We start from the raw sequence: 20,295 nt of genomic DNA on the forward strand, positions 1-20,295 counted from the left end.
TTACTGCCTTTTATTAATAACCTCGATGGTGCTGGCAACAACACCTTCCAGCGGCTGATCGATATCAACCACTAAGACATCCTGCTCGTCAGCACCCGGCTCCTGCAACGCTTCGAACTGCGTTACCAGCATCTGGGTTTTGAAGAAGTGGCCTTTACGCGCCTTCAGGCGGCTTTCAATCACCCCGAAATCGCCTTTCAGGTAGATGAAAGAGAGGTTCGGGTTGCCGTCGCGCAGCAGGTCGCGATAGGTTTTTTTCAGCGCGGAACAGACGATCAGGGAGACTTTATTGGTGCGCTGCATCGCGAACGCGGCGTCATTCAGCGCCTGCAACCACGGTTTGCGGTCGTCGTCGTTCAGCGGCTCGCCGGAAGCCATTTTCATGATGTTGCTACGCGGATGGAGGAAGTCACCATCAAGAAACGCAGCCTGGAGTTGATGCGCCACTTCGCTCGCCACGGCAGATTTACCGCTACCGGACACGCCCATCAGGACGTAAACGTGGTGATCGTGATTAGTCGTGCTCAAAGGGTGTCCCTCAGTCAATTGTTACGGGTAACAGTTATCGGTAACATTGTCCTGCCGGGGCATAAGAGAAGCAATATCCAAACGTGCGCGAAGTGAATAAGTGTGAGCTACTTCAAATTTGTCGGATTAAATAGATCCACCCGGTGACAAGGTGAAACCTAAATCTAACATTTTAGGGGTAACTGCCTCACCACGAATGCGCGCCAGCAGGCGTTCTGCACCAATGCGGCCCATGCGTTCACGCGGGGTCAGGACGCTCGCCAGACGCGGCTCCATCACCTGGCCAATGTCGTGGCCGTGGAAACCGGCAATCGCCATATCATCCGGGATTTTTAAACCCAGACGCTGGCACTCAAACGCCGCGCCGACCGCAAGGTCATCGTTGGTACAGAAAATACCGTCCAGTTGCGGATACTCGCGTCGCGCCTGACGCATCAGCTCAATACCCGACGTGTAAGAAGAAGATTGCTCCACCATCACGCTGTACGGGGTTAAACCGGCGTCGAGCATCGCCTGCTCGTATCCCTTCTGTTTGATGATAGTACGTTCATCCAGACGCGCACCCAGATAGGCCACATGGCGATGACCGCGGGCGATGATCGCCGCCGTCATCTGACGCGCCGCTTCAAAGTTATCGAACCCCACGGCGATGTCGAGGCACGGCGACTGGCTGTCCATCAGCTCCACCACCGGAATGCCTGCCACTTCAATCATTTTCAGCGTGCGCGGGGTGTGAGTACGTTCCGTTAAAATCAGGCCGTCGATGTTCCAGGAAAGCATCGATTCAAGACGTTCCTCTTCCAGTTCCGGCTTGTACCCGTAGTGGGCGAGCATGGTCTGATAGCCAAACGCATCGGTGACGCTTTCGATGCCACGCAGCACTTCGGCGAATACCTGGTTGGTTAAGGAAGGAAGCAGGACACCCACCGCACGGCTGGTCGCATTGGAGAGAATATCGGGCGCGCGGTTGGGGATATAACCCAGTTCATCAAGGGCGGCGGCAATCTTGCCACGCAACGCCACGGAAACCTGTTCCGGGTTACGTAAAAAACGGCTGACCGTCATTTTGGTCACACCGACGCGATCGGCGACATCCTGAAGTACGGGGCGTTTCTTTTTCATCGTCCTGAGAAATCTTGAAGTGAGAGATTTGCTCAGTTTATCACGGACAAAGCTCAACCTTCCCCGTTTAAAGGGAAGGTTGAGAAATTATTTAGACCGGCGGCAGGTCAAACAGCAGAATTTCACTTTCGCTGTCGGCATGCACGGAGAGCGCCTGCTCATCCCAGACGGCCAGACCATCGGCGGTTGTCGCTTTGGTGCCATTGATGGACACCTCCCCTTTCACCACCTGGATCCACACGCGGCGGTTGGCGGCGATCTGGTGCACAGACTGTTCATCTTTCGCCAGCGCCCAGCGGTACAGCTCCATATCCTGATGCACTTTCAGGGAACCTTCACGCGCATCCGGCGAGAGCACCAGCTGTTTGCCCTGTTTCGCGTCGAAGCGGCGCTGCTCGTAGCGTGGCGTGATGCCGGTCTCTTCTGGAATGATCCAGATTTGATACAGGTGCAGTTTTTCCGTTTTGCTCGGGTTGTACTCAGAGTGACGCACCCCGGTCCCCGCGCTCATAATCTGGAACTCGCCCGCCGGAACCTGCTCTTTGTTGCCCATGCTGTCCTGGTGCTCAACCGCCCCTTCCAGCACATAGGTCAGGATTTCCATGTCTTTGTGCGGGTGGGTACCGAAGCCCTGGCCTGCATCAATCACGTCATCGTTAATCACGCGCAGTGCGGAGAAGCCCATGAAGTTCGGGTCGTAGTAGTCGGCAAACGAGAATGAATGCCATGAGTCCAGCCAGCCATGATTCGCGTGACCACGTTCGTTTGCTTTGCGTAAGTAGATCATTGTTTTCACCCTCAGTTCGTTTCGATGGAGTAAGTGTGGACGCAAACGCCCTGGGATCATAGAGGGTGAAAATTGACTCCTCTGTTCAAAAATTGTGAACAAGCGCAGAGGAGCCGTTTTTGCTTATTTCGCGAGGGTTACCGTGGCAGGAGAAGCCTGTTCGAAGGCCCGTTCGAGGATTTCCAGGTTGGTCAGAACGTCAGATTCCTTGACGTAATTCGCCGTGCCGTTTGTGAGGGTCTCAAACAGCGCATCATAGACGCGTCCATAGTCGCCCGTTTCCGGCTTCAGCTCTTCCCTGACCGTCACGCCCTCGTCGTTCACGTACTCCAGCACGCCCACGGAATCATCTGCCGCAAAGCCCGGTTCACCCGGCATGATATTGGCCTTCAGGCTGGTCTCCTGCTGGTCAATGCCGTACTTGATAAAGGAGCCTTTCTTGCCGTGAACGATAAATTTCGGGTAGTCGATTTTCACCAGATGGCTGGTTTTCACGATGGCTTTGAGATCGCCGTAGAACAGCTGTGCTTCAAAGGTATCGTCCGGGTTGGCCTTATTGCGCAGGCTGCGGATGTCATACGCCACGTGGTCCGGGCGGCCAAACAGGGAAATAATCTGGTCCATGGTGTGCACGCCCAGACCGTAGAACGACCCGTCCTGCGGCAGTCCGGGCTGGGTTTCCGCCACCGGGCGGTAGTAATCGAAGTGGCTTTCGATTTCCACGATCTCGCCGAGTTTGCCGCTCTCAATCGCCTTTTTCGCCGTCAGGAAGCAGCTGTCAAAGCGTCGGTTCTGGTACGGCGTGACGGTCAGGCCTTTGCTTTTCGCCAGCGCAAAGAGTTCCTTCGCTTCGGCGATGGTCGGAGTGAACGGTTTTTCCACCAGCACGTTTTTACCTGCTTCCAGCGCGCGTTTCGCGTAGTCAAAGTGGCTGTCGGCGTGGGTACAGACCACCACCAGCTTCACCTGCGGATCATTTAACACTTCATCAAGATCGCTGGTGAAATGAATATGGGAATACTGCGGAGACTGTTCTTCCGGCTTCGCGCTGCGGCGGTAGATATGAGCGACGTGCCAGGTCTCTTTACGGTTGAGAACATACGGAAGGTGGTAACGCGTGGTGCTTTTGCCAAATCCAATAAATGCGCAGTGTAGTGTCATGGCTCAGTCCTTTTTCGAAGGTTGCTGAGTCTAACCATAACAAAAAAAAAGCCAGCTAAAAGCTGGCTAAAGTAATACTGGAAGCAATGTGAGCAATGTCGTGCTTTCAGGTTCCCGTAGGAGGTCTTCCTGAACGCAGAGCAATAATAATCATTCTCATTCGCACTTGTCCAACACTTTTTGCAAAAAATAGCGATTGACTCAACTTTTAAAGTCACTGATGTTGGAGGGGACTTTTAACTGACTGAGGAACAAGGAATGAGTGAGATAGTGATACGCCACGCTGAACCGAAAGATTACGACGCCATTCGTCAGATCCACGCCCAGCCGGAGGTGTACCACAACACGCTACAGGTTCCTCATCCTTCAATGGAAATGTGGCAAATGCGGCTAGGCGAACAGCCGGGCATTAAACAGCTGGTTGCCTGCATTGATGATATCGTGGTCGGCCACCTCACCATTGATGTCGCCCAGCGACCACGCCGCAGCCACGTTGCCGATTTCGGTATATGCGTTGGCGCAGAGTGGCATAACCGCGGCGTGGCCAGCGCGCTGATTCGCACCATGATCGATATGTGCGACAACTGGCTGCGCGTCGACCGCATCGAGTTAACGGTGTTTGTGGATAACGAACCGGCAATCGCGGTGTACAAAAAGCACGGGTTTGAGATTGAAGGCACCGGCAGGCGCTATGCCCTGCGCAACGGCGAGTATGTGGATGCGTATTATATGGCGAGGATGAAGTAATGAGTTGCCGGGTGGCGGCTTCGCCTTACCCGGCCTACGTCCGTGCCGTTGTAGGCCCGGTAAGCGCAGCGCCACCGGGCAACAAAATCAATACCCCGCCGTTAAATCATCCACCGAACGCGGGTCCGACGCGCCAAACAGCGCGCCATCCGGTCCGACCATAATGCTCTGGGTGCTGCCCATCGCCTCCTTCACCGCCACCTTCTGCCCGCGCTGCTCAAGCAGCTTGAGGGTGTCCGGGCTAAAGCCCTTCTCCACGCGCAACTCGTCCGGCAGCCACTGGTGATGGAAACGCGGCGCATTGGTCGCTTCGGCGACGTTCATCCCAAAGTCGATGCTGTTCACCACCATTTGCAGTACGGTGGTGATAATCCGGCTCCCGCCAGGGCTGCCGGTCACCAGCCAGGTTTTGCCGTCTTTCACCACAATGGTGGGCGACATGGATGATAGCGGGCGCTTCTTCGGCCCTACCGCATTCGCATCGCCGCCGACCAGGCCGTAGACATTCGGCACGCCCGGCTTGGCAGAAAAATCATCCATCTCGTTGTTCAGCAAAATACCGCTGTTGCCCGCCACAATCCCGGTGCCAAAGGTGGTGTTAAGCGTGTACGTCACCGCCACCGCGTTACCGTCTTTATCTACCACCGAGAAGTGGGTGGTCTGGTTACTTTCATACGGCGCCAGCTTGCCCGGGCGGATCTCGCTCGACGGTTTAGCCTTGTTGATGTCGATCTCATCGGCAATCGATTTGGCATAGGCTTTGTTGGTCAGCGCCTGCCACGGCACCTTTACGAAGTCCGGGTCGCCGAGGTATTCCGAGCGGTCAGCGTAGGCGCGCTTTTCCGCCTCGGCCATCACCTGCATGGCATCGGCGCTACCGAAGCCATACTTGTGCATATCGAAGTTTTCCAGAATATTGAGGATCTGCACGATGTGAATGCCCCCGGAAGACGGCGGCGGCATGGAGAAGACCTCGTAGCCGCGATAGGTGCCACTAATCGGCTCGCGCTCCACCGCCTTATATTCCGCCAGATCCGCTTTGGTGATCAGCCCGCCGTTCTTCTGCATCTCATCCGCAATCTGATCGGCAATCGGCCCCTTATAGAAGGCATCCGGACCGTTTTCGGCAATCAGTTCGAGACTTTTTGCGAGGTTCTTCTGCACCAGCTTATCGCCCTTCTTCAGCGGCTCGCCGTCTTTCCAGAAGATAGCCTTGCTGTTCTCATGATTGGGAATAACTTCGCTGCCGTAGGTTTTGAGGTCGTCCGCCAGCGCGTCGTTGACGACGAAGCCGTCGCGCGCCAGCCTGATGGCAGGCTGCACCACTTTATTCAGCGGCAGCGTGCCGTATTTTTCCAGCGCCAGCGAGAAGCCCGCAACGGTACCCGGCGTGCCGGAGGCAAGGTGCGAGGTCAGGGATTTTTTACTGTCCGGATTACCCTGATCGTCGAGGAACATATCGCGGGAGGCCTGGTTCGGCGCCATCTCACGGAAGTCGATGGCCGTGGTTTTACCGTCTTTCGTGCGCAGCATCATAAACCCGCCGCCGCCCAGGTTCCCCGCCTGTGGATGCGTCACCGCCAGCGCATATCCCACCGCGACCGCCGCATCCACCGCGTTACCGCCCTGTTTAAGAATATCGACGCCCACCTGCGTTGCCAGCGCGTCAACCGAGGCCACCATGCCGTGCGTCGCCCGCACGGGGTGAAAAACATCCTCCTCCACGCCGTAAGAGACCGGTGGAGCAGCGGGCGGGTTGGCCGCCACGGTAAATGTGCCGCCTGCCATCAGCGCAGCGATGGCGACCCAGCGCAAAAAGGTTGGTTTCATCATTATTGTTCTCCAGGTGAAGGGGCCCATATTCCCCGCTTAAGCCTGGTTCACAACTCTTAAAAAATCATCGTTATGCAGGAATGAGGATAAACTTAAGAGAAGCCTCAAAGGAGGAGATAACCATGAAACGATTACTGATCCTGACCGCGCTGCTTCCGTTCGCCGCGCTCGCACAGCCAATCAACACCCTGAACAACCCGAACCAGCCGGGCTACGTCATTCCGAGCCAGCAGCGTATGCAGACGGAGATGATGAGCCAGCAACAGCAGCAGAAAGGGATGCTCAATCAGCAGTTAAAGACGCAGACCCAGGTGCAGCAGCAGCACCTGCAAAACCAGATGAATACCAACACCCAGCGCGTACAGCAGGGCCAGATGCTTGAACAGCCGCTGCCTAATACAAACGGTGGGATGTTAGGAGGCGGAGTATCGCAAAGCAGCGGTCAGCAGCACATGCTGCCGACCCAGCAGAACGGCAGTATGCTTAATAAATAAAGTTCGGCCCGATCTGGTCAATCGCATCGGTACAGATGCTGTCCACGCCCCAGCGCAGCAGCTCGGCTGCACGCTGGGGTTTGTTGACGGTATACACCAGGATATGCAGACCGGCCTCCTTCAACAGCGTCACGCGCGCTTCATCCAGCAGCTTATGGTTGAGGTGGATCGACACGCAGCCTAAGCGGGTCGTCAGCGCGCGCCAGTCTTCTCGCCACGCATCCAGCAGCAGCCCGCGCGGCAACTCCGGAACGGCGGCCTGTGCGGCTTCCAGCGCGTCGATATCAAACGACGACAGCAGCGGCGCGGTCATCCCTTCCCACAGCTCACGCGCGGCAATGGCAATCACTTTACCCGTCAGCGGCCCGGTGCCGGTGGTCGGTTTGATTTCAATATTGGCCATCATGCCGTGTTGACGACAGCGGTCCGCCACTTCCGCCAGCAGCGGCAGCGGTTCGCCTTTGAATTCGCCGCTGAACCAGCTTCCGGCGTCCACCTTCAGCAGGTCACGCCACGGCAGTTCACCCGCCACGCCCCAGCCGTTGCTGGTGCGTTCGAGGTTGTCGTCGTGCAGCAGGAAAATTTCGCCGTCCTTCGACAGCTTGGCGTCGAACTCGATCATCGTGTGGCCGTAGCGTGCGCCAACGTCAATTGCCGCCAGGGTGTTTTCCGGCGCCAGTTTACCGCCACCACGGTGGGCGACGATGTGGGGGTAAGGCCAGTTGCTCATACTCGTTGTCCTGTTTCACCGTCAAATAAGTGCAGGTGATTTTCCGGCATATGCAGCCACAGCGTGCTGCCTGCTTTCGGGCGCTCCTGATGCGGCAGACGCACTACCAGCTTTTGCTCGCCCCAGCGTCCGTGCGCCAGGTTGTCTGCGCCCAGCATCTCCAGCGTGTCCATCACCAGCGGCACGCCGCCGTCCGCCTGAGACGTCAAACCAATATGCTCGGGGCGGATACCAAGCGTCATCTTACGCCCGGCGTAGCCACGATAGTACCAGTTGATCGGCAACGCCATCCCGCTTTCCAGCTCGAAGTGTGTTCCCGCCGCATTGATCCGCCCGTCCAGCAGGTTCATCGCCGGGCTGCCGATAAAGCTCGCCACAAAACGGCTGGCCGGTTTCTCGTAGACTTCCACTGGGGTGCCAATCTGCTCGGCGATGCCTTTGTTCATCACCATCACGCGCTGGGCGAGGGTCATGGCTTCAACCTGATCGTGGGTCACATAGAGGGACGTGGTTCCCAGCCGCCGATGCAGCTGCTGTAGCTCAAGACGCATCTGCACGCGCAGTTTGGCGTCGAGGTTTGACAGCGGTTCGTCGAACAGAAATACCGCCGGATCGCGCACGATGGCGCGCCCCATCGCCACGCGCTGGCGCTGGCCGCCGGAGAGCTCGCGCGGGCGACGCTTGAGCAGGCCGTCCAGCTCCAGAATGCGCGCGGCCTCTTTCACGCGCTCCTCGATATGGCCTTTGCCCATACCGCGAATTTTCAGCCCCCAGGCCATGTTCTCCTCCACGCTCATGTGCGGGTAGAGGGCGTAGTTCTGGAACACCATCGCGATGCCCCTGTCTTTCGGCTCCATCTCGGTGACGCGCTGGCGGTCAATCCAGATATCCCCGGACGTCACGCGCTCCAGCCCCGCCACCATGCGCAGCAGCGTAGATTTGCCGCAGCCGGACGGGCCGACCATCACGATAAACTCCCCGTCCGCCACGTCGAGCGTCAGCGGCTGAATCACCTGGGTTTTGCCGTCCCAGCTTTTGGTTACTGCCTGAAGTTTTAAACCTGCCATCTTATTTCTCGCTATCGACCAGGCCGCGGACAAACGCGCGCTGCATGGCTAAAACAATGACTACGGGTGGGATTAGGGTGAGCAGCATCGCCGCCATCACCTGGTTCCAGAGGGTGGTGCCTTCGCCGGTGGCGATCATGCCTTTGATGCCTGCCACGGCGGTGCCGAGGTTGACGTCCTGAACAATCAGCAGCGGCCACAGATACTGGTTCCAGCCGTAGATAAAGGTGATCACAAACAGCGCCGCGAGATTGGTTTTCGACAGCGGCAGCACGATGTCGCGGAAGAAGCGCATCGGCGAGGCCCCGTCGATGCGCGCGGCTTCAATCAGCTCATCCGGCAGGGTCATAAAGAACTGGCGGAACAGGAAGGTGGCGGTCGCCGAGGCCATCAGCGGCAGGGTTAAGCCCGCGTAGCTGTCGAGCATCTTCAGGTTGGCGATCACCTCCACCGTCGGGAAGATACGCACCTCCACCGGCAGCATCAGGGTAATGAAAATCATCCAGAAAAACAGGTTACGCAACGGAAAGCGGAACCAGACGATGGCGAAGGCCGAAAGCATCGACACGGTGATTTTGCCGACGGTGATGCCGAACGCCATGATGAAACTGTTGAGCATCATCAGCCAGAACGGCGCGCTGTTAGCGCCCACGCCCTGCGTCCAGATAGTCTTCATGTTCTCGAAAAGATGCGTGCCTGGGATCAGCGTCATTGGCGTGTCGAACACCGCTTTGGTGTCCAGCGTGGCGGCGACAAAGGCCACGTACAGTGGGAACAGGATGACGAGGATGCCCAGGATTAGCAGGGTATGGCTGAAAATCGTCAGCCCGCGACGGTTCTCAATCATTGGTAGCGCACCTTACTTTCGACATAGCGGAACTGCACCACCGTGAGGATGATGACGAGGAACATCAGCACGACCGACTGTGCAGCAGAGGCTGAGAGATCAAGCCCGGCAAAGCCCTCGCGGTAGATCTTGTAAATCAGCGTGGTGGTTGCCTGCACCGGGCCGCCCGCGGTGGCGGCGTCGATCACCGGGAAGGTGTCGAAGAAGGCGTACACCAGGTTCACCACCAGCAGGAAGAAACTCACCGGGGCGATCAGCGGCAGCGACAGCCGGAAGAAGCGGCGCACCGGCCCTGCGCCGTCGATGGCGGCGGCCTCCACCAGCGAACGCGGGATAGACTGTAGCGCGGCAAAGAAAAACAGGAAGTTATAGCTGATCTGCTTCCACACCGAGGCGAACACCACCAGGAACATCGCCTGACCGCTATTCTGGGCGTGGTTCCAGTCATAGCCAAACTCACCCAGGAAGTGGGTAATCAGCCCGCGGCCCGGGTTAAACAGGAAGATCCACAGCACGGCGGCCACGGCGGGAGCCACGGCGTAGGGCAGCAGCATCAGGGTCTGATACAGACGGCTGCCCCGTACTACGTAATCCACCAGCGCGGCGAAAAACAGCGACGCGACAAGACCGCTGACGGTGACCAGCGCGCTGAATTTGATCGTCGTCCAGAAGGAATCCAGGTAGTAGCTGTCGTGGAACAGCGCGGTAAAGTTGTCCAGCCCGACAAACTGGCTGGAAAGCCCGAACGGATCGACGCTTTGTACCGAGTACCACAGCGCTTCGCCCGCAGGCCAGATAAAGAAGATGACGGTGATGACCAGCTGCGGCGCGACCAACAGGTACGGCAGCCAGCGGGAACGGAACACCGGACGGGATGATGACATAGGTTAGCTCAGGTTGGTTTCCCCTCACCCCGTCCCTCTCCCAAAGGGAGAGGGTTAGTGAGGGCAAAAAGATTAAGACTTCGTCGACTGCTCAAAGCGGCGCAGCAGCTGATTCCCGCGCTCTACCGCGGAATCCAGCGCCTGCTGTGGCGTTTTCTTCCCGGTCCACACGCTTTCCAGCTCTTCATCGACGATGGTGCGGATCTGCGGCATGTTGCCCAGGCGCAGGCCTTTGGTGAACGGCAACGGCGGCTTGTTCAGCATCTGACGCGTCGCGATATCCGCGCCCGGGTTCTTGCTGTAGAAGCCCTGCTCGCGGGTCAGGTCGTACGCGGCTTTGGTGATCGGCAGGTAGCCGGTCTTCTGGTGCCACTCGGCGGCGTTTTCCGGCTTCGCCAGGAAGTCGAGGAACTCGGCCACGCCTTTGTAGGTGCCGTTGTCTTTACCCTGCATCACCCACAGGCTCGCCCCGCCGATGATGGCATTCTGCGGCGCGCCTTTGACGTCAGCGTCGTACGGCATCATGCCCACGCCGTAATTGAATTTGGCGTAGTGACGGATGTCTGCCAGCGAGCCAGATGAGGCGGTGGTAATGGCGCAGTCGCCGTTGTAGAACTTCTCGGTGGATTCGTCTTTACGCCCGAAGTAGCTGAAGTCGCCCTTCTTATTGAGTGCTTCCAGCAGCGCGATGTGCTTCACCTGCTCCGGCTTGTTGAACTCCAGCACCGCGTCGGTACCGTCGAAGCCGTTGTTTTTGGTGGCAACCGGCAGGCCGTGCCAGGCGCTGAAGTTTTCAATCTGGATCCAGCCCTGCCAGCCGCTGGCGTAGCCGCACTTCATCCCCGCCGCTTTCAGCTTCGCGGTGTATTCGGCCAGGTCCTGCCAGGTTTTTGGCGGCTGCTCCGGATCTAAACCGGCTTTCTTGAAGGCGTCTTTGTTGTAGTACAGCACCGGCGTGGAGCTGTTAAACGGCTGGGACAGCAGATGCCCGCTTTTGGAATCCGTGTAGTATCCCGCCACGGTTGGCACGAACTGGGACTCGTCAAAGTTAATGCCCGCCTCTTTGAACACCTCGTACACCGGCTTGATGGCTTTGGAGGCCATCATGGTCGCGGTGCCCACTTCATAAACCTGTAACAGCGCAGGCGCGTTACCGGTACGGAAGGCGGCGATGCCCGCGCTCAGGCTCTGCTCGTAGTTGCCTTTGTACACCGGCACAATTTTGTAATCCGGATGGGTGTCGTTGAAACGCTGCGCCAGGGAGTCAACTTCTTTACCCAACTCCCCTTCCATGGAATGCCAGAACGGAATGGTCGTCACAGCCATTGCGTTCGCCGCAAAAGCCAGACCCAGTGCCAGACCCAAAGCTGTGTGTCGTAACGATGTCATTGTCATCTCTCTTATTGTGCCGGATGCGCGATATCACGCGTTTTATGCTCGCGAGGTAACATGACATGCTCGAATGACAGAAAAATAACTGTTTGTTTACAGACAGGTGACAGCCAGGCGTCAGAGGGATGATGGTTGTGTGAAGGGGTTTAGATGTTGGGTACGGTCTGGTGCCCTCACCCCGGCCCTCTCCCACAGGAAGAGGGAGAAAACACTAAAAAGGCAACTTGCGTTGCCTTTTTGCTTTTACCTATCCGCCCAGGTACGCGCTCCGCACCGCTTCGTTCGCCAGCAGCGCATCGCCGGTATCGGAGAGCACCACGCGCCCGTTCTCCAGCACATAGCCGCGGTCAGCGAGCTTCAGCGCCTGGTTGGCGTTCTGTTCGACGAGGAAGATGGTCATCCCCTCTTTGCGCAGCTGCTCAATGGTGTCGAAAATCTGCTGGATGATGATGGGCGCAAGACCGAGCGACGGTTCATCCAGCAACAGCAGACGCGGCTGGCTCATCAGCGCGCGGCCAATCGCCAGCATCTGTTGCTCGCCGCCGGACATGGTGCCCGCGCGCTGAATACGACGCTCCCACAGGCGCGGGAAGAGTTCGTACACCCACTTGATGCGGGTCTGGTATTCATCCCGGTGGGCGAAGAAACCGCCCATCGCCAGATTCTCTTCCACCGTCATGCGGGAGAATACGCGACGCCCTTCCGGGACAATCGCCACCGCTTCACGCATGATTCTGGCGGTCTGCCAGTCGGTGATGTCTTTACCATCAAACACAATCCGCCCGCTGGTGGCGCGCGGGTCGCCGCACAGGGTGCCGAGCAGCGTGGTTTTGCCCGCGCCGTTAGCCCCAATCAGGGTGACGATTTCGCCCTGATTGATATGCAGGCTGACATCGTGCAGCGCCTGAATTTTGCCGTAGTGCGCGTTGACCTTGTCGAACGTTAACATCGCTTTTTCCATCTTATGCCTCACCAAGGTATGCGCGGATCACGTCCGGGTTGTTGCGGATCTCTTCCGGCGTGCCGTTTGCCAGCGGCGTGCCCTGGTTTACCACGTAGATACGGTCCGAAATGCCCATCACCAGCTTCATGTCATGCTCAATCAGCAGGATGGTGGTGTCGTGATGGTCGCGCAGCTCGGCAATCAGCTCGTCCAGCTCTTTGGTCTCTTTCGGATTGAGACCTGCCGCTGGTTCGTCGAGCATCAGGATCTCCGGCTGCGTCACCATGCAGCGCACGATCTCCAGGCGACGCTGATCCCCGTAAGCGAGGTTGCTCGCCTGACGGTTGGCGTGCTGGAGCAGGCCGATACGGTCGAGCCAGGTCGCGGCGCGATCGAGCGCCTCTTCCTGCGTGCGGCGGAAGGCCGGGGTTTTCAGCAGGCCGGAGAAGAGGCCGGTTTTCAGCTGCTGATGTTGCGCCACCAGCAGGTTCTCAATCACCGTCATCTCGCGGAACAGACGCACGTGCTGGAAGGTACGCACCACGCCCATGCGGGCAATCTGCTGGCCCGGCAGCCCTTCAAGATGCTGATCGCGCAGCATGATGGTGCCGCCCGTCGGCTTGTAGAAGCCGGTCAGGCAGTTGAAGACCGTGGTTTTTCCCGCGCCGTTCGGGCCAATCAGGGAGACAATCTCTTTCTTGTGCAGATCCAGATTCACATTGTTGACCGCCAGCAGGCCGCCAAAACGCATCATCAGGCCGTTAACGGATAATAAAGGCTTCATGCCTGCTCTCCTTTCGCCTGTGTGCGTTTCAGCTTCAGCTGTGGACGGGTCATCGGCAGGAGACCCTGCGGACGCCAGATCATCATCAGCACCATCAAACCACCCAGCATTAACATGCTGTATTCGTTAAAGTCGCGCATCAGCTCGCGGGAGACCACCAGCAGGATAGCCGCGAGGATCACGGCGAACTGCGAGCCCATTCCGCCGAGCACCACAATCGCCAGCACGAAGGCCGATTCGGCAAAGGTGAACGATTCCGGGCTGACGAAGCCCTGACGCGCGGCAAACAGCGTTCCGGCGAAACCGGCAAACGCGGCGCTGATGGTAAATGCGGTCAGCTTGATGCGGGTCGGGTTCAGGCCCAGGGAGCGGCAGGCGATCTCATCTTCGCGCAGCGCTTCCCACGCGCGACCCAGCGGCATGCGCAGCAGACGGTTGATCACAAACAGCGTAATCACCACCAGCAGCAGCGCCACCAGATAGAGCCAGATCACGCGGTCGGACGGATCGTATTTGATGCCAAAGAAGTTGCTGAAGGTATCCCAGCCGCCTTCGCGGGCGGTACGGCTGAACTCCAGGCCGAAGAAGGTCGGTTTCGGGATCTGGCTGATGCCGTTCGGACCGCCGGTCACCTCGGTATTGTTGAGCAGCAGGATACGGACGATTTCGCCGAAGCCTAAGGTCACAATCGCCAGGTAGTCACCGCGCAGGCGCAGCACCGGGAAGCCGAGCAGGAAGCCCGCCGCGGCAGAGACCAGCCCCGCCAGCGGCAGACAGGTCCAGAAGCCGAGGCCGTAATAGTGGTTCAGCAGCGCGAAGGTGTACGCGCCGATGGCGTAGAACCCGCCGTAGCCCAGCACCAGCAGGCCAGACAGCCCCACCACCACGTTCAGACCCAGCCCCAGAATCACGTAGATCATGGTCAGGGTGGCAATATCCACCGTCCCGCGCGATACCATAAACGGCCACGCCACGGCAGCCACCAGCAGCGCCACAAGGAACAGCTTCTGTTTCACGGTTGTACCGTCGATCGCCGGCAGGACGAATTTCGGCCCGGAGACGTTTTTCAGCGTCTTCTGGAACAGCGGACGCAGCAGCTGGAACAGGAACACCACAGCGGTGCCGATAAACACCCACTGCCAGCGGATGTCGGGGGCGGTATCCACCACCAGCTTCGTGCCGTCCAGCCCTAACTGGACGCCCATAAAGACGCCCGCCAGGACGAAGAACATGGCGGCAGAGAGCAGCGCCATCGCAAAATGCATCGGTTTCATACTTTCTCTACCTCCGGACGGCCCAGAATACCGGTAGGCATCACCAGCAGAACCAGAATCAGCAGGGCAAACGACACCACATCTTTATACTCCGTACTCAGGTACGCCGAGGAGAGCGACTCCGCCACGCCGAGGATCAGACCACCGATCATCGCGCCCGGAATGCTGCCGATTCCGCCCAGTACCGCCGCGGTGAAGGCTTTCATCCCGGCCATAAAACCGATGTACGGGTTGATTACGCCGTAGAACTGGCCGAGCAACACGCCAGCCACCGCCGCCATCGCTGCGCCGATCACGAAGGTCAGGGCAATCACGCGGTCGGTGTTAATCCCGAGCAGGCTCGCCATCTTCAGATCTTCCGCGCAGGCGCGGCAGGCGCGTCCCATGCGGGAGTAGCGGATGAACAGGGTCAGGGCCAGCATGGCAATAAATGTCACAACCCAGATTACCAGCTGCATGGTGGTGACAGAGGCGGAGAAGTTTTCGCTGGCCCCCACAATCCACTGGCCGTTAAACAGGCTTGGCAGCGCCACGTCGCGTGAACCTTCAGTCAGGCTGACGTAGTTTTGCAGGAAAATGGACATCCCTATGGCGGAGATCAGCGCGATCAGGCGCTTGGAGCTGCGCACCGGTCGGTAGGCTACCCGTTCGATACTCCAGCCGTAGGCGCTGGCGATCACAATCGCGCCGACAAACCCGGCGGCTACCAGCAGCCAGCTGCTGTCGATGCCCATCATCATCAGCGCGGCGATGATCATAAAGGAGACGTAGCTACCGATCATGTACACCTCGCCGTGGGCGAAGTTAATCATGCCGATAATGCCGTAAACCATCGTGTAGCCGATGGCGATCAGCGCGTAAGTGCTTCCCAGCGTGACGCCGTTAAACATCTGCTGCAAAAAGTAGAGAAACTGCTCGGACATATGCAAACCTTTTTATACCCGCCCGGTGAGCCGGGCGGTGGGATGATTATCTGGCGACCGAGGACGAACCGTCGGCGTGCCACTTAAAGACACCAAATTCAAATCCCTTCAGATCGCCTTTCTCATCCCAGTTCAGCGGCCCAATCACGGTGTTCGCCCCGTGCGCTTTTAAATCTTTCACCAGATCCAGCGGTTCTTTGCTGCCGGTACGATCCAGCGCGGTGGCCAGAGACTGTACGGCCGCGTAGGTGATCCAGACGTACGGACCACTCGGATCTTTCTTCTGCGCCTTGAGCGCATCCACGATAACCTTATTCGCCGGATCCTGGTCATAGCGTTTTGGCATCGTCACCAGCATGCCTTCGGCAGAATCCCCCGCGATGTTGGACAGGGAGGCATTGCCCACGCCCTCTGGCCCCATGAACTGGGTTTTCAGACCGGTGGCGCGCGCCTGGCGCAGCATCTGCCCCATTTCCGGGTAGTAGCCGCCGTAGTAAACGAAGTCGATATTCTCTTTTTGCAGACGGGCGATCAGCGCGGAGAAGTCTTTCTCACCGGCGGTAATGCCGTCGAAGAAGACGATGTTTGCCCCGCCTTTTTTCAGGCCGTCCTGTACGGAACGCGCCAGGCCTTCGCCGTACTGCTGCTTATCGTGAATGATGGCGATACGCTGCGGCTTAACGGTTTCGAGGATGTATTTGGCGGCGGTTGGCCCCTGAGAGGAGTCCAGACCGGCGGTACGCATGATGTGCTGGTAGCCGCGCTGGGTCAGTTCCGGGTTGGTGGCGCCCGGGGTGATCATCAGAATGCCTTCGTCTTCGTAGATATCAGACGCAGGCTGCGTGGAAGAGGAACACAGGTGCCCTATGACGTACTGGATACCGTCGTTAACAATTTTGTTGGCGACCGCGACGGCCTGTTTTGGATCGCAGGCGTCGTCATACTCCACGCCCACCAGCTTGTCGCCTTTGATCCCGCCTTTGGCGTTGATATCTTTGATGGCCTGACGCGCGCCGTTGAACTCCATGTCACCCCACTGGGCAACAGGGCCGGACATCGCCCCCACTACCGCAACTTTAATGTCGTCTGCCATAGCGGCATGCGAGATCGACAGTGCGACCATCCCCGCGATTAACGTCTTCGCGTTCCTTTTCATCTCTGAATCCCCATTCGTGATGTCGTGTTTATATTTTGTTTTATTATGGTTAAAAAGCATTCTGTACTTTTAATGAACAACGCTATTTTTACCAGTGCCTTTAATGGTTTAGCGCAGTTTTTTGTCAAAAACCAGACTAAAATCTCTATTTTTCAGGCGATTAAGCAAAGATAATATTCTGAAATCAGGCGGAGATAAACAAATAAAAGCGCAGCTGGCAGCATAAAATAACGGTACAAAGCGCCGAATAAATCACTGCCCTTCAGGTTAAAATTCTGCTTATTTTTCGATCCATGTGTTTTCAAACTGCGCATTACGCTGTCAAAAAACTAATCACCTGGTAAATGGGAAGAAAAAGAGAAAGCGCCTGAGCAAATAAATTGAGTACACTGGCCCTACTCTTTTTGATTTGGACAAGCAGCTAATGAAACTGACTATCGTGCGTCTGGTGACCTTTAGCGACCAGGATCATATCGACCTGGGCAAGATCTGGCCGGAATATTCCCCTTCATCGCTGGCCGTCGATGAAAACCACCGCATCTATGCCGCGCGTTTTAATGAACGTCTGCTGGCCGCCGTCCGCGTAACGCTGAGCGGCACGGAAGGGGCGCTGGACTCCCTGCGCGTGCGCGACGTGACCCGTCGTCGCGGGGTCGGGCAGTATTTGATTGAAGAGGTGATCCGCGAAAACCCGAGCGTAACCTCCTGGTGGATGGCCGACGTGGGCGTGGAGGATCGCGGCGTGATGGCAGCGTTTATGCAGGCGTTAGGGTTTACGGCGCAGTCGAACGGGTGGGAGAAGCGCTAGATCTGTGCGGCCTGATACCCTCACCCCGGCCCTCTCCCTAAGGGAGAGGGAGAAAACCGGGTAATCCCCTCTCCCCGTGGGAGAGGGTTAGGGTGAGGGCATCAACCCGCACCAGCATTATTTGGCATCAGTAGCAGTGCCATTGGCATGCCAGTCAAACACGCCGAACTCGAAGCCCTTCAGGTCGCCCTTCTCATCCCAGGACAGCGGTCCCATCACGGTTTCCACCGAGTTCGCTTTCAGCCAGGTGGCAATCTCCGCCGGATCGGCTGACTGGTTCAGGCCCGCTTGCAGAGACTGCAACGCTGCGTAGGTGGTCCAGACGAACGCACCGCTTGGATCCTGTTTCTTCGCCTTGATGGCATCGACAACAGGTTTGTTCGCAGGCACCTGGTCGTAGTTCTTCGGCTTGGTCACCAGCAGACCTTCAGCGGATTCACCCGCGATGTTAGACAGGGAAACGTTCGCGACACCTTCTGGCCCCATGAACTGCGTCTTCAGACCCGCCGCACGCGCCTGACGCAGGATCTGCCCCATTTCCGGGTGGTAGCCGCCGTAGTAAACGAAATCGATGTTTTCTTTCTTCAGACGCGCGACCAGGGTCGAGAAGTCTTTCTCACCGGCGGTGATACCGTCAAAGAACACCACGTTGGCGTTCGCTTTTTTCAGGTTATCCTGCACCGCACGGGCCAGGCCTTCGCCGTACTGCTGTTTGTCATGAACAATCGCGATGCGCTGCGGCTTCACTTTTTCCACGATGTATTTCGCGGCGGTTGGCCCCTGATCGGAGTCCAGACCGGTGGTACGCAGGATCAGCTTATAGCCGCGCGCGGTCAGCTCTGGCGCCGTCGCGGCCGGCGTGATCATCAGAATGCCTTCGTCTTCGTAGATGTCAGATGCGGGCTGGGTGGAAGAGGAGCACAGGTGACCAATAACGTATTTGATCCCGTCGTTTACCACTTTGTTCGCCACCGCGACCGCCTGTTTTGGGTCACAGGCATCGTCATATTTTACGATTTGCAGCTTTTCGCCCTTGATGCCGCCCTTAGCATTAATGTCTGCAACCGCCTGTTCCGCGCCCGTAAATTCCTGGTCGCCGTACTGTGCTACCGGACCGGACATTGCGCCCACCACGGCCACTTTAATATCGGCCTGCGCCATGGCGCTGAATGCCAACGCGATACATCCTGCCAGTAACGCTTTACCCTTCATGTTCATCCTGAGATTCCCCATTATTATGGTTATAACGATTGTTGTGATGTTGTTGTGTAGCGCTTTATTTCAGTTATAGGCGTGCTGTTCGCGCTTTTTCAGCATACTCTGCTAAAACATACCCCATTTTTATGATTTTGGAATAGCTAATTTGAAATGAAAATATGATAAGCCCGGCCTTCATTTCAGCCGGGCTTTTGGCTTTATCGTGTCAGCGAGGCGGAAATAATATCCAGCGCTTTACGAAACTGCGCTTCGGGGATGGTGAGTGGGTAGAGGAAGCGAATAACGTTGCCGTAAACGCCGCAGCTCAAAAGCAGCAGCCCTTCGTTCAACGCGCGCTCCTGAACCTGACGGGTAAATTCCGGCGACGGCTGTCCGGTTTGCGGATCGGTAAATTCCACCGCCACCATCGACCCCTGCCCACGGATATCGGCGATATACGGACAGCCATCCTTCGCTTTATTCAGCACCTCGACCAGATGATGCCCGAGATGCGCCGCGCGGGTGCAGAGATCGTCCTCGTCAATCACATCCAGCACCGCATGGGCCGCCGCAATCGCCAGCGGGTTACCTGCGTAGGTTCCGCCAAGTCCGCCCGGGGCCGGCGCATCCATTACCTCCGCCCGGCCAGAGACGGCAGAGAGCGGCATCCCGCCCGCCAGGCTTTTCGCCATAGTGATCAGATCGGGCTTCACGCAGTGGTTTTCCATGGAGAACAGCTTGCCGGTACGGGCGAAGCCGGTTTGCACTTCGTCGGCAATCAGTAAAATCCCGTGGGTATCGCACAGGGCACGCAGCGCCTGCATAAAATCAGCGGGCGCGACGTTGAATCCGCCCTCGCCCTGAACCGGTTCAATAATGATTGCCGCCACCTGATCGGGCGCGATATCGGCTTTGAAGATGCGCTCCAGGCTTTTTAACGCTTCGGCGGTACTGACGCCGTGCAGGCTGTTAGGGAATTGCGCGTGGTACACCGAGCCGGGGAACGGGCCGAAGCCGAGCTTATAGGGCGCCACTTTGCCGGTCAGCGCCATGGTCATAAAGGTACGGCCGTGGAACGCGCCGCCGAAGGTGATAAGGCCGGAACGTCTGGTGTACGCGCGGGCGATTTTCACCGCGTTTTCGACCGCTTCCGCCCCCGTTGAGAAGAAGGCGGTTTTGGCTGGCCCCTCTATGGGTACGCGCTGGTTGATGCGCTCGGCAAGCGATACATAGCCTTCATAAGGGACGATTTGATAAGCGGTATGGGTAAAGGCGTGAAGCTGTTTTTCGACGGCGGCGATAACTTTAGGATGGCGATGCCCGGTATTCAGCACGGCGATCCCGGCGGCAAAATCAATATACTCGTTACCTTCCACGTCCCACACCGTGGCGTTTTCGGCTTTATCGGCATAGAAGTTACACATGACGCCGATACCGCGCGGCGTCGCCTGTAAACGCCGGTCGTTCAGTTCGTTATTTTTCACCCTGTCACCCTCTGAAAGTCGCCTGCTTAGCGCATCAGTAAGTGTTTGCCAGGGGCAGGGAATTCGCCAGAGCGGGCGCTAAAAAAACAAAACCCCCAGACTCTCATCCAGGGGTTCTCGGTGTACTTCGCGAA

Annotated in this window: 20 protein-coding genes; 3 read left to right on the forward strand and 17 right to left on the reverse strand. The window is 57.7% G+C overall.

The features are described from left to right. From gntK to L384_RS16780, 4 genes are all read right to left on the reverse strand, one after another. Positions 1–528, reverse strand: coding sequence for a gluconokinase (gene gntK / locus L384_RS16795; RefSeq protein WP_003861569.1), 528 nt, complete (start codon positions 526–528; stop codon positions 1–3). Positions 529–654: 126 nt separating this feature from the next. Continuing rightward, positions 655–1,650, reverse strand: coding sequence for a gluconate operon transcriptional repressor GntR (gntR, locus tag L384_RS16790; RefSeq protein WP_003861567.1), 996 nt, complete (start codon positions 1,648–1,650; stop codon positions 655–657). 91 nt (positions 1,651–1,741) lie between these two features. Then, positions 1,742–2,437 (reverse strand): pirin family protein, encoded by a 696-nt coding sequence (locus tag L384_RS16785; RefSeq protein WP_003861565.1) that lies wholly within the window; start codon positions 2,435–2,437, stop codon positions 1,742–1,744. A gap of 123 nt (positions 2,438–2,560) precedes the next feature. Then, the gene (locus L384_RS16780; RefSeq protein WP_003861563.1) at positions 2,561–3,598 is read right to left on the reverse strand and encodes an oxidoreductase; all 1,038 of its coding nucleotides are present in this window, start codon (positions 3,596–3,598) and stop codon (positions 2,561–2,563) included. Positions 3,599–3,856: 258 nt separating this feature from the next. Between L384_RS16780 and yhhY the strand changes: the two genes are divergently transcribed. Continuing rightward, entirely contained in the window at positions 3,857–4,345 is a 489-nt protein-coding gene (gene yhhY, locus L384_RS16775) for an N-acetyltransferase (protein WP_003861561.1), read from the forward strand. Positions 4,346–4,432: 87 nt separating this feature from the next. Here yhhY and ggt read toward each other — a convergent pair whose 3' ends face one another. Then, positions 4,433–6,178: a gamma-glutamyltransferase gene (ggt, locus tag L384_RS16770; RefSeq protein ID WP_003861559.1), complete on the reverse strand. Its 1,746-nt coding sequence runs from the start codon at positions 6,176–6,178 to the stop codon at positions 4,433–4,435. Positions 6,179–6,300: 122 nt separating this feature from the next. Here ggt and L384_RS16765 point away from each other — a divergent pair, with 122 nt between their 5' ends. Continuing rightward, entirely contained in the window at positions 6,301–6,672 is a 372-nt protein-coding gene (locus tag L384_RS16765; protein WP_003861557.1) for a DUF2756 family protein, read from the forward strand. Here L384_RS16765 and ugpQ read toward each other — a convergent pair. From ugpQ to livK, 10 genes are all read right to left on the reverse strand, one after another. Beyond that, positions 6,662–7,402 carry a glycerophosphodiester phosphodiesterase gene (gene ugpQ / locus L384_RS16760; protein ID WP_022651961.1) on the reverse strand — a complete coding sequence of 247 codons (741 nt, stop codon included), beginning with the start codon at positions 7,400–7,402 and terminating at the stop codon, positions 6,662–6,664. The genes L384_RS16765 and ugpQ overlap by 11 nt on opposite strands. Then, a complete protein-coding gene (locus L384_RS16755) occupies positions 7,399–8,469 on the reverse strand; it encodes a sn-glycerol-3-phosphate import ATP-binding protein UgpC (protein ID WP_003861554.1) in 1,071 nt (356 codons plus the stop codon). The genes ugpQ and L384_RS16755 overlap by 4 nt, the downstream gene beginning before the upstream one ends. Before the next feature lies 1 nt (position 8,470). After that, positions 8,471–9,316, reverse strand: coding sequence for a sn-glycerol-3-phosphate ABC transporter permease UgpE (gene ugpE, locus L384_RS16750; RefSeq protein ID WP_023314971.1), 846 nt, complete (start codon positions 9,314–9,316; stop codon positions 8,471–8,473). Next, a complete protein-coding gene (gene ugpA, locus L384_RS16745; protein ID WP_003861551.1) occupies positions 9,313–10,200 on the reverse strand; it encodes a sn-glycerol-3-phosphate ABC transporter permease UgpA in 888 nt (295 codons plus the stop codon). The genes ugpE and ugpA overlap by 4 nt, the downstream gene beginning before the upstream one ends. Positions 10,201–10,272: 72 nt before the next feature. After that, positions 10,273–11,589: a sn-glycerol-3-phosphate ABC transporter substrate-binding protein UgpB gene (gene ugpB, locus L384_RS16740; RefSeq protein ID WP_003861549.1), complete on the reverse strand. Its 1,317-nt coding sequence runs from the start codon at positions 11,587–11,589 to the stop codon at positions 10,273–10,275. A 250-nt stretch (positions 11,590–11,839) separates the two neighbouring features. Next, a complete protein-coding gene (livF, locus tag L384_RS16735) occupies positions 11,840–12,553 on the reverse strand; it encodes a high-affinity branched-chain amino acid ABC transporter ATP-binding protein LivF (RefSeq protein WP_022651964.1) in 714 nt (237 codons plus the stop codon). 1 nt (position 12,554) lies between these two features. Further along, positions 12,555–13,319 (reverse strand): high-affinity branched-chain amino acid ABC transporter ATP-binding protein LivG, encoded by a 765-nt coding sequence (gene livG, locus L384_RS16730; RefSeq protein WP_003861544.1) that lies wholly within the window; start codon positions 13,317–13,319, stop codon positions 12,555–12,557. Next, on the reverse strand, positions 13,316–14,593 hold the full coding sequence (locus tag L384_RS16725) for a high-affinity branched-chain amino acid ABC transporter permease LivM (protein ID WP_003861542.1): 1,278 nt from the start codon (positions 14,591–14,593) through the stop codon (positions 13,316–13,318). The genes livG and L384_RS16725 overlap by 4 nt, the downstream gene beginning before the upstream one ends. Further along, entirely contained in the window at positions 14,590–15,516 is a 927-nt protein-coding gene (gene livH / locus L384_RS16720; protein WP_023323835.1) for a high-affinity branched-chain amino acid ABC transporter permease LivH, read from the reverse strand. Before livH ends, L384_RS16725 begins: the two co-directional genes overlap by 4 nt. A 46-nt stretch (positions 15,517–15,562) precedes the next feature. Further along, positions 15,563–16,672 (reverse strand): high-affinity branched-chain amino acid ABC transporter substrate-binding protein LivK, encoded by a 1,110-nt coding sequence (gene livK / locus L384_RS16715; RefSeq protein WP_003861537.1) that lies wholly within the window; start codon positions 16,670–16,672, stop codon positions 15,563–15,565. A gap of 424 nt (positions 16,673–17,096) precedes the next feature. Between livK and panM the strand changes: the two genes are divergently transcribed. Beyond that, positions 17,097–17,480, forward strand: coding sequence for an aspartate 1-decarboxylase autocleavage activator PanM (panM, locus tag L384_RS16710; protein WP_023314973.1), 384 nt, complete (start codon positions 17,097–17,099; stop codon positions 17,478–17,480). Positions 17,481–17,597: 117 nt separating this feature from the next. On the opposite strand, the gene livJ is transcribed toward panM, so the two are convergent. Then, the gene (gene livJ / locus L384_RS16705) at positions 17,598–18,698 is read right to left on the reverse strand and encodes a branched chain amino acid ABC transporter substrate-binding protein LivJ (protein WP_003861530.1); all 1,101 of its coding nucleotides are present in this window, start codon (positions 18,696–18,698) and stop codon (positions 17,598–17,600) included. A gap of 197 nt (positions 18,699–18,895) precedes the next feature. Then, a complete protein-coding gene (locus L384_RS16700) occupies positions 18,896–20,161 on the reverse strand; it encodes a 4-aminobutyrate--2-oxoglutarate transaminase (RefSeq protein ID WP_023323836.1) in 1,266 nt (421 codons plus the stop codon). Positions 20,162–20,295 lie beyond the last annotated feature (134 nt).

This window comes from Enterobacter sp. MGH 38, from assembly GCF_000492855.1.
GTDB classification, from domain to species: Bacteria; Pseudomonadota; Gammaproteobacteria; order Enterobacterales; family Enterobacteriaceae; genus Enterobacter; species Enterobacter hormaechei_C.